Genomic DNA, 14583 nt, shown 5'->3' on the forward strand with positions numbered 1-14583 from the left:
ATAATGGATATGACAAAAATATTGAGGCCGCTGATCGCCGTGCTGTTTTTAGCCACCGCATTGGCGTCCTGCAAAAAACTGATCGATGTGCCGGCAAAGGAAGTACTGGAAGATCAAAATATGTACAAGAATGTCTTTGACGCAGATGCCGCCATCATTGGCTTATATGGCAAATTCTTAAAGCTGGCCGAACAGCAGGTGGTACTAAATGAACTGCGGGCCGACCTGCTAACCACTACCGCCAATGCCGGTGAAGCGCTGAAGCAGGTTGAAAACCATAACACCCCGGAGGGCAATCGATATACAGACCCCAAGCCCTACTACGATGTGCTGTTAAACTGCAACGATATCCTGTACCATTTTGACCGGATGCTTGATGATAAAAAAATACTGGAAGCGGACTATCACACACGCTATGCCGATGTAGCAACCATACGTTCCTGGGTATATCTCCAACTGGGCATTCAATTTGGCAAAGTACCTTATATCAGCAGCCATCTTCCCAATCTTGATGCGCTGAAACAGGTGATGACTTCCGCCGCATACCAGCCCATTTCTTTCGACAACCTGCTGGATTCGCTGATTGCCGTACAGGAAAAGCTCTCCTTTCAATCGCCTTACCCTCCATCCACAAGCCTTATTACAACGGTGGATGGCTATTCTACTGCAAAATTTTTTATTAATAAACAGGTAATGCTGGGGCAGCTGTACCTCTGGCGCGGCAAAGGCCAGGACTATCATAAGGCAGCCGTAGCGTTTAAATCCGTTATGGAAACCGGCGGCACCGGCAACTTTTTTACCTATCGGATAACGGGTGCCTCAAAAGCAGACAACAACGATATTGCGGTTAGCTATATCCGCTACCAGGAAGAAAATGAAAACAGCCTCGTAAACAACAATAATCAGGGCTGGCGCTCCATCTTTGCACGTACGGAAGATAAACTATTCGGATATGAGTGGATTTGGTACCTGCCCTACAACAACCTCTTCAAACCCGAAAACCCTTTCCGGAAATTATTCTCCGGCAGCCAGGGCAGCTATCTTCTGAAACCATCACAGGAGGCTATCGACAATTGGAACAGTCAAACACAGAAAAACGATTTCGCTTACGATGCAAGAGGCCCGAAGTTTTCCTACAACATCATCAACGGGCAGCCGGAAGTGATGAAATATCAATATGCCCCAAATACCGAAAAATGGTTTCTGTACCGCGCCGCAGCCCTGAACCTCGATTTTGCAGAAGCGGCCAACCGGGATGGCCACCCCGCTATTGCAGACGCCCTGCTGAACCAGGGCATCCAGCCGGCATTTGGAAAGATCTTTGTAAATGAAGGCGATCCTTATTTGTTTGACGCCAGAAAAAGCGACAACCCCAGCATTGCCGGCGACTGGTATCTGAACGCCGGCTTAAGAGGAAGAGCAAACTTATACAGTGTGCCGGCAACAGGAGACAGTATCCTGTCTATTGAAGACAACACCATCAATGAAAGAGCCCTGGAACTGGCTTTTGAAGGCCAGCGCTGGTCCGACCTGCTAAGAATAGCAAGAAGGCGCAATGATCCCGCCTATCTTGCCAACAGGATCTATGCAAAATTGGTAAAGCAAAACAATCCCAACGCGGCCGCGGTAAAAGCAAAATTATTAAACCCCGACAACTGGTACCTCCCGTTTAAATGGTAACGCCGCAATTCACAAACAGCCCAATGAAATATTATGGCTAAAAAAACAAAATGGATCCTCTGTCCGCTCCTGTGTTTCTTAAGCATTTATACCGCGGAAGGGCAAGGCAGCAAGATTAATCGCAGGGCCCTTGTGGAGCGGCATACCGTTCAGCTAAGCACCGCCGACACCCTGGCATCCTTATCTGTGGGCAACGGCTCCTTTGCCTTCACCACCGATGTTACTGGCCTGCAGTCCTTCCCCGATGCCTATCAGAAAGGCGTACCCCTGGGCACACAAAGTGAATGGGGATGGGATGCATTTCCCAATGTAAACCATTATAAATTTGAAGATGCCTTAAAAACCTATCATCTCAATGGCAGGGATGTATCCTACGCCGTTCAGTGGGGCAGTGATCCCGGAGAACACAGAAAGGCAGCCGATTATTTCCGGCAAAATGTACACCGGCTGCAGCTGGGAAATATTGGACTGGAAATTCAAAAAAAAGACGGTGAGCTGGCTACGCTCCATGACATTAAAAACATACGCCAGCAATTAAATATGTGGACGGGAGCCATCGCCTCTTTCTTTACTGTAGAAAACATCCCGGTATCGGTAATCACCTATGGCCATCAGCAGCAGAATGCCGTGGCTTTTAAAATAACATCGCCCCTCCTTCAGCAGAAAAAGCTGCGCATCCGCATCCGGCTTCCTTACCCAACCGGCGGCTGGGCCGATATGGGCAACAACTGGAAGGACGAAGACAAACACCAGTCATCCATTATCAGCAATGAATATAACCGTGCGCTGATCCGGCACCAATTAGACACTACTACCTATTATGTTGCCGCCTTATGGAACAGCTCGGGACGGCTTGTACAAAAACAGGCACACTATTATTTGTTAACGCCCGAACCCGCCGGCAGTTTTGAAGCAACCATCCGGTTTGATCAAAAAAGAAATACGGCAGCTATCCCATCATTTGCGGCTACCGCGCTCAACAACCGGCAGCAATGGCAAAAATTCTGGAGCAGCGGGGGCGCCATCGACTTTTCAGGAAGTACGGACCCCCGCGCCGGCGAACTGGAGCGCAGGATCGTTTTATCACAATACCTTACCAAAATCCAATGTGCCGGCAATAACCCGCCGCAAGAAACAGGGCTTACATACAACAGCTGGTATGGCAAACCGCATATTGAAATGCACTGGTGGCATGGTATTCATTTTGCATTATGGGGCCGGCCGCAATTGCTGGAAAAAAGCCTGTCGTGGTACGCCCGCAACGCCGCGGGGGCAAGAGGTATCGCACAGCGGCAGGGCTATGAAGGACTACGCTGGCAAAAGATGACCGACAATGATGGCCGTGAAAGTCCCTCCTCTGTAGGGGCCTTCCTGATCTGGCAGGAGCCGCATTTCATTTATTATGCCGAACTGCTTTACCGGTCCAAAGCTTCAAAGGCGCTGCTTCATCAATACAAGGATCTTGTATTTGGCACCGCCGATTTTATGGCTTCCTTTGCCCGTTATGATTCCGCCAGCCAAAAATACATCCTGGGAAAAGGGCTGATACCCGCGCAGGAACGTTTCAAGGCAGAGGAAACATTCAACCCCAGTTATGAACTGGTATACTGGCATTGGGCGCTTGAAGTGGCCCAGCAATGGAGAACCCGCCTGGGCCTTTCGCGAAATAAAAAATGGGACACCGTTCTAAAAAAATTGTCGCCCCTGCCCGTGCAGGACCAAAAATATCTATTTACCGAAAGCGCCACGGATTCTTATACTAATCCCGAATACAGAACCGATCACCCGGCCGTACTGGGCGCCCTCGGCATGATGCCTCAAACGCCTTTAGTAAATAAAAAAATAATGCGCAATACCTTCGACTGGATCTGGGATCACTGGAGCTGGAACAAAACCTGGGGCTGGGATTTTCCCATGACCGCTATGACCGCCACCCGGCTGGGACTTCCGGAGAAAGCGATTGACGCGCTCCTGATGCCCATTCAAACCAATACTTATTTGCCCAATGGTCATAATTACCAGGATGGGCGCCTAACCATTTATTTGCCCGGCAATGGGGGGCTGCTTGCAGCCATTGCGATGATGTGCGGCGGCTACAGCCAGACTGCAGGCACTTTACCGGGCATCCCCAAAAACGGAAAATGGAAGGTAAAAGTGGAAGGAATTCAAAAAATGCCCTAATTTTTTCGCACATGAAAACAACAATTTTTGTCCTGTTCATGATCGTAAGCGCCGCATGCAATGCGCAGCCGTTGTTGCAAACGGGCGCCCGGATGCCAGAGGAATGGATCGATGCAGCTACCCATCACAAAATAGTCCGGCTTACGAACAACGACCGCAGTAACCTGAGTTTTTACTTCCATAACAATCCCTTTGTGGGGAACAAAATGGTGTATTACAGCACTCAAAAAACAACCGTTCCTTCGGCAAAACAGGAAACCTACAATAGTAATGCCGCCGACCGCCAGCTGTACCTGCTCAACCTGCAAACCCTGCAATCTGAGCGGCTCACCAGCCACCCCGGCCCTATGCAGGGGGAAATAGTATCGCCCAAAAGAAATGAAGCATTTTACCAGGTAAAGGATAGCGTTTTTGCCGTCAACCTTTCTACCAGGAAGGAGCGGCTGGTATATGTTTTCCCGGACGATTTTAAAGCCAGCATCACCACCATCAATTCGGACGGAACCCTGCTGGCTGGCGCCCGGTCGAGTGATGAAGAAAAAGAGTTATTCCGAAAAAATCCCAGCAAAAGCGACTACTTCAATAAGATCTATGAAGCAAAATTGCGCAGAACACTGTTTACGCTCAACATCAACACCGGCAAGCTGGACAAAATATTTTCAGACACGGCCTGGCTCAACCATATACAATTTTCTCCAACAGACCCGGCGCTGCTTATGTTTTGCCATGAGGGCCCCTGGCATAAGGTAGACCGTATCTGGACCATCCGGATCCATACCAAAAAAGTACAGCTCATACACAAAAGAACCATGCCCATGGAAATAGCGGGGCACGAATGGTTTAGTGCAGATGGCAGCACCATTTGGTTTGATCTGCAGCAACCGCGCGGGGTTACTTTTTTTGTAGGCGGGGTCAACCTGACAACCGGTAAAGAAATAAAATACCGGCTGCAGCGCAATGAATGGTCGGTACACTTTACTTCTTCGCCGGATGGCAAACTATTTGCAGGCGATGGCGGCGACCCCGGGGCCGTAGCCAAAGCCCCGGATGGAAAATGGATCTACCTGTTCACCCCGGAGGGAGATCATTTTAATGCGCAGAAGTTGGTCAACATGCAACAACACAACTACCACCTGGAGCCCAATATCCATTTTACACCCGATCAGAAATGGGTGCTGTTTCGCGCCAATTTTGAAGGAAAAGAAAACATTTACGCAGTGGAAATCAAATCTGCTCATTAAAAATCACAATTTGAACTAAGCCATAAAATCAATAAAAAGAAACAGATGAAAAAAAGAAAACGATTCAAACCCCGGGCTGCCATCCTCAGCTCCTGCTTGCTGTTGCTTGCTTCCGCCTCCTGCCAAAAATCAAGCCAGCAGACGGCACCGGCGGAAATGGCCACGGGCCATTCCGCAAAGGAGGCTGTACAATTAGCGTTATTGAGCGACCGGAGGCCGGCTTTTCCCGGAGCCGAAGGTTTTGGACAATATGCAAAAGGCGCCCGCGGAGCGGCAACGCAATCGGTTTATGTGGTCACCAATTTAAACGACAGCGGCCCCGGTTCTTTCCGCGATGCAGTGAGCAAACCCGGCAGGTTTGTCGTATTTGAAGTAACGGGCATCATCTACCTTAAATCTACCCTCGCCGTTGCCGCCAACACCACCATTGCGGGGCAAACTGCTCCAGGAAAAGGCGTTGTGCTTTACGGGAGAAAAGTATCCTTCTCCGGGGCCACCAACTCCATTATACGAAATATGCGGATACGGCTGGGCACCAATGGCGGGGCCTCACGCAACGATGATGCTTCGGGCATCGCCAATGGCAAAAACATCATTTTTGACCACGTTTCCTTTACCTGGGGGCAGGACGAAGTTTTTTCCATCAACTGGGACAACAAAGGATCGGAGCCGGATAGCATCACATTACAAAATTGTATCATTGGCCAGGGCCTGCACCGCTGGAATCATTCCGCGGGGGGCTTAATGCAAACCGGCGGTAAAATCAGCATTTTAAAAAGCCTTTATATCAGCAATAAAACCCGGAACCCGAAAGTAAAAGGGTACAATGAGTTTATAAACAACGTGGTTTATAACTGGGGCAATGATGGCAATACTTACGGTCATAGCATTGGCGGCGATGGTTATATTATGGGAGGCGAATCGCAGGGCACGTCTTGGGCCAATATTATCAACAACTATTTTATTTCGGGTCCGTTAACCAAGGCTACGGTGAAAACGCCTTTTTCAAGAGGATCCGGCACCTTTAACTTATATGCTGCGGGCAATTATTTTGATTCCAATAAAAACGGGGCACTCGATGGCCACCTCGTACCCGAAGACCCAACCGGATATCCCGGCCTGGATTTATCCAATTTTATGACTGCGCCGTTTACATATCCGCTCAGCAATCCCACTATGTCGGCAGCGGCTGCCTTTAAATATGTGGCAAAAGAAGCGGGGGCGCTTTACCCGCACCGGGATGATGTCGACAAATTATTGATCGAAGAAATGCGGTCTGCTGGTTTACAGGGTTTGTATGTGTACCGCGAAACCGATCTGCCGCTGGCCAACAAAGGATTGGGCGATTTTCCTTATGCCGCACCACATAAGGATACCGATGGCGATGGCATACCGGATACTTTTGAAAAAAGACTGGGCACCGATCCCACCCTAAGCGATGCATTAGAGCCCAATAGTGGCAATCCCGCATATTTAAATATTGAAGTATATATCAACGGGCTGGTCAATTAAAAAGAAAGTTTAAACGCAATGTGCGCAAGGATTTCGCAACGATCGCAACAGGGAGGTATTAAAGAGCTCCGCGAACCTGGCGGTTAACACGCATGATTATGAATCGTAAATCATTTATAAAAACCTTTCGTTACTCAGCGGTGGGCTTATGACCCCCTTTTTTAATGCAGTGCCACCCGTTTCAGTTTTCGCAAAACGCCTGAAGCCGATCGGGCGCATACTGGAACTGGAAGGATATTATGTTTGGTGCAACAGTCCCATTTTTGATGCAGCCGGCAGGGTCCATATTTTCTTCTCCCGCTGGCGATCCGAAAAAAGGATGAGCGGATGGATCAATGGCTCTGAAATTGCGCATGCGATAGCCGATACACCGGAAGGGCCCTATACTGTTACGGGAACTATACTGGAGCCCCGCGGGCCGGGGTTTTGGGATGCCACCACCTGCCATAACCCTTCCATCACCCGTTTTAACAACAAATATTACCTTTATTATATGGGCAACAGTAATGGCAAAACCAATACCAAACGTATTGGCCTTGCCATTGCCCATTCCTTAAACGGACCCTGGCAGCGTCTGGATCATCCCATCCTGGAACCGGGGCCCGAAGGCGCCTGGGACGATCATTGCACTACCAACCCCTCGGTACTTCGTCATGCCAATGGCCAGTATGGGTTATACTACAAATCATGGAATACAAGAGACTACCAAACGCAAACGGGGCCGGTGCGGGGCAACCGTAAATACGGGCTGGCATTTAGCAGGGCCCCGGAAGGTCCGTTCAAAAAATATGAGGGAAACCCCATCATTGACTTTTCAGCAAGAGGCCATAACGCGCAACTGGAAGACGCTTTTGTATGGGAAGCACAAGGCGTTTACCGTATCATTGCCCGCGATATGGGATATTATAATCATACAGATGGTATCATCATGGAATCTAAAAACGGGATCCGCTGGCAAGCCCCAAAAACAGCTTACTACCCGGTCAGTCACTATATTCAACAACCACCGCCCCCCTCCTACCTCACCAAATACGGGCGTTTTGAGCGGCCCCAGTTACTATTAAAAAACGGGAAGCCGGTATATTTGTTCACCACTACCCAGGGGGGCATCTACAACAGTTCCAGCCCGTTTATTTTTAAAATTGACCCCGCGTGAAAAAACTGGTTATAAAAATATTTTTTCTCTTTATTTCTTTAATGCCATGGGCCATCAGGGGACTTGCACAGATAGCATGGTGGCACAACAAAGAGCGAACCGTACATTACCAGCCCCGGGGCAACGATTTCATCCTGTACCAGGGAACAAAAAAATTCAACCGTGCGCTGTACGGCAGCAATACCGGGTTTCGTGTAGAAGCAGGCGACCAACCGGAGTTTGCCATGTACATGCCGGGCATGGGCGGCAACTGCAAAATAGGCATTATGCGTCAGCGGCAAAGTAAATGGATCACTGCAGCCAACAACATACAAACCATTTACAGGCCGGGCGCTATGCTATATACCATAAAAGATCCTTTGCTGCAAAACGGATCGCTTGCCATTACAGCGCTGGCATTAGCCAACCAGGATGGAATGATCCTTAAATTAGAAGCCAAAAACATTCCCAAAGACGTATCCATACTCATTTTATATGGCGGCGCCACCGGAAAAAAATTCAGCCGTGATGGCGATATCGGCGCCGACCCCGAATCTTCTTTTTACCTGCAGCCCCATTACTGTAAAGACAATTATTATACGATACAACAAAACCGTTTTCTGCTGCATTATGGGTTTACCAGGCCTTTAAGCGAAGACGAGCGTTACGAAATACAAAACGGCAAGACCCCCGATACCACAAAAAAAGACAGGGGCAAAATTATTTCCGGTATTTTTCCCGTAAGCGGCCGGGTAAAACTAATTGATGCCACTCACCAGGAAACACCGTTGCAGCTTTGGCAATCCACCGCATCGGGTACACCTGCTATTGCAGCGCTCCTGCCCCTTAAACAAAACGGGCCGGCTTATTTTATTGCCCAAAAAGACCCCGGCAGCGCGCATTACAGCGATGCCCCGGAGCTGTTTGCAAAAGCGGAAGCTGCCCGGGCAAAAATTGCGGGCCGTATTATTGTTGAAACGCCCGATGCTTATATCAATACATTGGGAGCTGCTTTGTCCATTGCAGCCGATGCCATTTGGGAGGCTCCCACTTACTTACATGGCGCCGTTGCCTGGCGCATGCGTCTGCCGGCCTGGCGAGGCGCTTATACGGCTGATCCGCTGGGCTGGCATGATCGGGCAAGGATGCATTTTGAAAGTTATATCCGATCCCAGGTAACCCATATCCCTCCGGGGCCTGTATCGCCCGACACGGCACTACACCTGGCAAGGCAGCTGGAAAAAATGGGCACCGCTTTGTTCAGTAACGGCTATATCTGCCGCAACCCCAATGGTGATATACGCCCCCACCACTACGACATGAACCTGGTGTTTATGGATCAGCTTTTTAATCATTTTAATTATACCGGCGATACCGGTTATGTAAAAAAAATGTGGCCGGCCATAAAATTACACCTGCAATGGGAACGGCGCAATTTTGACGCCGATGGCGATGGCCTGTACGATGCCTATGCCTGCATCTGGGCCAGCGATGCGCTGCAATACAGTGGCGGCGGGGTAACACACTCCACGGCCTATAACTACCGGGCCAATAAAACCGCCGCCTTCCTGGCCCGGCTGATTGATGAAGATGCCGGCCCCTACGAAAAAGAAGCCGAAAAAATTTTTGCCGCCGCCCAGAAAAAATTATGGCTGGGCGATAAAGGCTGCTTTGCCGAATATGTTGACCTCGGCGGGTTGCAACGTCCGCACCCCGCAGCCGGTCTATGGACCATTTACCATGCGATTGACGGAAAACTGGCAACAGCCCGGCAGCGATACCAGATGCTGCGATATATAGATGCGTACATCCCCCATATCCCCATCGCCGCCAGGGGGCTGTCATTAAAGGACGGTTTCCTGCTGGCAACCACCAACTGGCAGCCTTATACCTGGAGCATCAACAATGTGGCGCTGGCAGAAAATCTGAATACGGCGCTGGCCTACTGGCAAAGCGGCGAACGCGAAAATGCATACCGGCTCTGGCGCAACAGTCTTATCGAAAGCATGTATTTAAGTTCCAGCCCCGGCGGCTTTCAGCAACTAAGCTTTTATGATGCTGCCAGGGGCGAACTTTACCGTGATTTTGCAGACCCCATCGGCGTTGCGTCCCGCACGCTTACCGAAGGCCTCTTTGGCATCCTGCCCGATGCGCTTAACGGCCGGTTGCTGATCCGGCCGGGGTTTCCGCAAGGCTGGAACCATGCAGCACTATCGGTGCCGGATATCCGTTTTTCTTTTAAACGAGGCTCCGGGGCAACTATCTATAAGATCACACAGTTCTATAGAAAAAAGCTATCGCTGACTTTGAGCATTGCAGCCCCCGCAGACAAAATAAAACGCGTTACAGTCAACAATCAGGCCGCCCGGTACACCTGGGCGCCGGATGCCTTTGGCAATCCGCAGCTTGATATCGCAGCGGGGCCGCTGCAGGAAGCAATCATTAAAATTGAATATACCGGGGCGGCTATCGATTCACTGCAATACCCGGGCACCATCACAAACGAACCCTTTACCATTACCGCCACAAAGGCGCAGATATCCGGCATTGATGCGCCCCATTTTACGATTGTCAGCTCCGGCTCCAAAAAAATGGTACTCCGGCTAAAGCCCGAGGCCGATACAGCCGGCTATGCGATTTTTGTAACGCTGAAGCAGGGCGATGCCCGATGGATAAAGCCGCTTTATCTGAAAGCAAAAGAGCCGGTTAGTATTACCTTAATTAACCCGGAGGACAGCGGTGCGCTCAACCTTTTGTTAAAGAACCATACAGCCGCCATTAAAACAGGACGCCTGTACCTTAACAATTATGAGCAGCCGCTATCCCTGCCAGCCGGCGGCGCGCAAACCCTGCAGGTGCCGGCTATCTATTGCCGCAAAGGCACCAATACCGTAAGGGTTGTATGGAACGATGGAACCACCATCGATAAGCCCGTTATCAGCTGGAACCTGCCTGCCCCGCGGGCAGATTACGAAATAGTAGACCTGAGTGCCGCCTTCAACGACAATGTGGCCCAAATCTTCCGTCATCAATACCGTTCACCGCGGCCCGCTTCGCCAACGCTGCAAATTCCCTGGCAGGGCATCGGCAACTGGTGCTACCCGTTGGTGCAACCAGAGATCACCGATGCGGGCTTAAAAAACAAACCGGCACTTTATCTTGACCATATTCCTTTCAAAACAGGCGCGGGCAACAATATTTGTTTTACCTCGTTGTGGGATACCTTTCCGGATTCGGTGGTACTTACCCTAAAGGGAAAGGCTTCTCACGCCTACTTTATTGTTGCCGGCAGTACCAACCACCAGCAGGCCCATATTGAAAATGCCCGGATCACCGTGCAGTATACCGATGGGTCCGCTGCCACCCTGCCCCTGGTAAACCCTGCAAACTGGTGGCCGGTAGAGCAGGATTATATGAACGATGGCTATGCATTTACAACCGGCGCTCCCCGCCCCTATCGCGTTCTTTTTAAATCCGGCGTTATCACCCGTAATTTTGAAGCCTACCAATCCATAAAAGGTTTTACCGGCAGGGCCATTGAAGGAGGAGCAGGCACCGTGGTGGATTTACCGCTGGACGACAACAAAACACTGGCCTCCGTCAGTTTAAGAACCCTGTCGAACGAAGTGGTAGCCGGCCTTATGAGCATAACATTGGTAAGAAAATAATTTGATTACAATGACTATTTCAAGATCATTTGCATTGCTGCTTTTGTTAATTCCGGTATTGCTTTTTGCCCAAACTGCAGACAATAAAACGCCGCATGCTCCCGGAATGGGGCGGGGCCTTTTGCTAAAGTCCATAAATGTAACCGCTCCCTTTAAAATGCCGGCACTGACGGTGCCTGATTTCAGCAACTGCGTGCAGATCCGCATCACCGACCTGGGCGCAATGCCCGGCGACAAAGAAAAGAATGCGCTGGCCATTAGCACCGCTATCGACCGGGCCAATAAAGCCGGCGGCGGCACCGTCATCATCCCCGCGGGTGAATGGCTTACCAAAAAGATTCAATTGAAAAGCAATGTAAACCTGCACCTCGAGAAAGGAGCGGTACTCCTGTTCTCCGGCGACCCTGCCGATTATTTGCCAGCTGTACATTCGAGCTGGGAGGGAATGGAATGTTATAATTATGCCCCCCTGATCTATGCCTGGCAATGCAGGAACATCGCCATTACCGGCGAGGGAACCCTGCGGGCAACAATGAACATCTGGCAACAGTGGTTCTCCCGGCCCCCTGCGCATTTGGAAAGCATTAAGCGCCTGTACAATCTTACCTGGGAAGGCCGCCCGGTGAATGAGCGCCGGATGGTAAATGACACCGCCCACCTGCGGCCGCAATTCATCCAGTTTAACCGCAGCGAAAACGTGTTGCTGGAAGGTGTTAGCATAATCAACAGCCCCTTCTGGACCATACACCCTTACCGTTGCAGCAACGTGGTGATCCGCAACATCCGGGTATACGCACATGGACATAACAATGATGGCATAGACCCCGAAATGACCCAAAACATGCTGATTGAAAACTGTGTCTTCGACCAGGGCGATGATGCCATTGCCATTAAATCCGGTAGAAACCCCGAGGGCTGGCGCTCAAAAATGCCTTCCAAGAACATTGTAATCCGTCATTGCACCGTTAAAAACGGCCACCAGCTGGTGGCAATAGGCAGCGAACTTTCCGGTGGCATTGAGAATATTTTTGTAGATAGCTGCACCGTCCTGGACGGCGCCAAACTCAACCACCTGTTATTTATCAAAACCAATGAACGGATGGGAGGCTACGTAAAAAACATTTATATGAGACATGTGAAAGCAGGCCATATCGACCTCGGTATCCTGGGTATCGAAACCGATGTACTGTACCAGTGGCGCAGCCTGGTGCCCACGTATGAAAAGCGGTTAACGCCCATTAGCAATGTATTCCTGAGCGATGTAAGCGCCACCGAAGTAAAATTTATATCAAGGATCCTGGCGCAGCCTTCATTGCCCGTTAAAAACATTTCCCTTACCCGTGTAACCGCCGGAAATGTGCCGAAGCAAAACAACATTCATGAGTATGTAAGCGGCTTCCGGATGCAATAACGCCACCAAGGCGCCAGGCAACACAAAGGCAGCTATTTTTCTTCGTGCTTCTTTCTGTCTTTCTGCCTTCGTGACAACAGCAATGCTACATGCAATACATATTTGTTAACTTCGGGCAAAAACACAGCATACGATGCAAGTTAAAACAGGAATCGCGATCTTGTTGCTGGCGGCCTTCTCCATTAGCGCCAGGGCCCAGCAAAAGCGGCCCAATATTGTATATATCATGAGCGATGACCACGGCTACCAGGCCGTAAGCGCCTATGGATATGGATTGAACCATACGCCCAATATAGACAGGCTGGCCAAAGAAGGGGCCCTGTTTACACAGGCTTCCGTAACCAATTCACTTTGCGCGCCCAGCCGTGCCGTATTGCTTACAGGAAAGCATAGCTTTATAAACGGCAAGGTAGACAATATGGCCCGCTTTAACTGGAACCAGGACAATTTTGCCAAGCAACTCCAGCAACATGGCTACCAAACGGCCCTTATCGGCAAAATTCACATGGACGGTCTGCCACAGGGTTTCGATTACTCGGCAGTGCTGATTGACCAGGGCGAATACTATAACCCCAACTTTATCATCAATGGCAAAAAACAACAGGTAACAGGTTATGTTACGGATCTTACTACGGATATGACGCTCGACTGGATCGCTAAACGGGATACCAGTAAACCATTCTGCGTACTCTTTCATCAAAAAGCACCGCACCGGGAATGGCTTCCGGCGCTGCGTCATATAGGAGAATATACCCGGCAAACATTTAAGGAGCCGCCCACTTTGTTCGACAACTATGAGGGACGGGGCACGGCAGCCCGTACCGCCGAAATGAACATTCTGAAGCACATGAACTGGGCCGGCGACAACAAGATACCGCCCGCTCTGATGGACGAGCTCGGTATTAAACAATACCTGAGCTGGGATAAGGCAGCTTACAACAACAACCTGGGACGCATGAGCCCCGAAGAACGCCGCACCTGGGACTCCGTTTATAATCCCATCATGGAAGATTTTAAAAAACGCTATCCGCACATGTCGCAGGCCGATTTAATGCGCTGGCGCTATCAGCGTTATATGCAGGATTACCTGGGTACGGTAGCGGCCGTGGACGATGGCGTGGGCCGTTTGCTCGATTTCCTGAAACAAAACGGGCTGGATGAAAACACGATCGTAATTTACACCTCCGACCAGGGATTCTACCTGGGCGAGCACGGTTGGTTTGATAAACGGTTTATGTATGAAGAGCCCTTGCGTACGCCGCTGCTGGTGCGCTATCCCGGCGAAATTCGTGCCGGCCAGCGCTCGGATGCCCTGGTACAGAATCTTGATTTTGCGCCCACTCTCCTCGACTACGCCGGCATTGCACGGCCAAAAGATATGCAGGGTCGCTCTTTCCGGAAACTGCTTAATGGCAAAGACCCTTCCTGGCGCGATGCTGTGTATTATACGTATTACGAATACCCCGGTATTCACGCCGTAAAACGGCACTATGGCGTCCGGACCCAGCGGTACAAACTCATCCATTTTTATTATGATGTAAATGAATGGGAGCTTTATGACCTGCAAAAGGATCCGCACGAGCTCAAAAGCGTTTACAACGACCCCGCTTATGCAGGCATCCGGAAAACCATGCACAAAAAACTCGAACAGCTTAGAAAGCAATATGGCGATTCCGATCAGAATGACCGCCGTTTTTTGCAGCGGGTTTTTAAGAAGGGCGCACAATAGAGCAGTTGTCCTGTACTTGCGTGGAG

8 protein-coding genes are annotated in these 14583 nt (G+C 50.1%); all 8 read left to right on the forward strand.

What is annotated here, in order from left to right; all coding sequences use genetic code 11:
- The first annotated feature begins 9 nt into the window (after nucleotides 1-9).
- The 8 genes from GGU45_RS02870 (at nucleotide 10) to GGU45_RS02905 (ending at nucleotide 14557) form a co-directional block, all read left to right on the forward strand.
- The gene (locus tag GGU45_RS02870; RefSeq protein WP_435221815.1) at nucleotides 10-1680 is read left to right on the forward strand and encodes a RagB/SusD family nutrient uptake outer membrane protein; all 1671 of its coding nucleotides are present in this window, start codon (nucleotides 10-12) and stop codon (nucleotides 1678-1680) included.
- Nucleotides 1681-1713: 33 nt separating this feature from the next.
- Complete coding sequence (locus tag GGU45_RS02875) at nucleotides 1714-3861, forward strand: hypothetical protein (protein ID WP_435221817.1); 2148 nt, start codon at nucleotides 1714-1716, stop codon at nucleotides 3859-3861.
- A gap of 11 nt (nucleotides 3862-3872) precedes the next feature.
- Nucleotides 3873-5102 (forward strand): oligogalacturonate lyase family protein, encoded by a 1230-nt coding sequence (locus tag GGU45_RS02880; protein WP_435221818.1) that lies wholly within the window; start codon nucleotides 3873-3875, stop codon nucleotides 5100-5102.
- A gap of 45 nt (nucleotides 5103-5147) precedes the next feature.
- Nucleotides 5148-6614 (forward strand): hypothetical protein, encoded by a 1467-nt coding sequence (locus GGU45_RS02885; RefSeq protein WP_435221820.1) that lies wholly within the window; start codon nucleotides 5148-5150, stop codon nucleotides 6612-6614.
- A 148-nt stretch (nucleotides 6615-6762) separates the two neighbouring features.
- A complete protein-coding gene (locus GGU45_RS02890) occupies nucleotides 6763-7770 on the forward strand; it encodes a glycoside hydrolase family protein (protein ID WP_435221822.1) in 1008 nt (335 codons plus the stop codon).
- A complete protein-coding gene (locus tag GGU45_RS02895; RefSeq protein WP_435221824.1) occupies nucleotides 7767-11417 on the forward strand; it encodes a DUF4450 domain-containing protein in 3651 nt (1216 codons plus the stop codon). Before GGU45_RS02890 ends, GGU45_RS02895 begins: the two co-directional genes overlap by 4 nt.
- Before the next feature lie 10 nt (nucleotides 11418-11427).
- Entirely contained in the window at nucleotides 11428-12828 is a 1401-nt protein-coding gene (locus GGU45_RS02900; protein ID WP_435221826.1) for a glycoside hydrolase family 28 protein, read from the forward strand.
- A gap of 133 nt (nucleotides 12829-12961) precedes the next feature.
- On the forward strand, nucleotides 12962-14557 hold the full coding sequence (locus GGU45_RS02905) for a sulfatase family protein (protein WP_435221828.1): 1596 nt from the start codon (nucleotides 12962-12964) through the stop codon (nucleotides 14555-14557).
- The last annotated feature ends 26 nt before the right edge of the window (nucleotides 14558-14583 follow it).

Source organism: Niabella hirudinis, from assembly GCF_051201075.1.
Taxonomy (GTDB): domain Bacteria; phylum Bacteroidota; class Bacteroidia; order Chitinophagales; family Chitinophagaceae; genus Niabella; species Niabella hirudinis.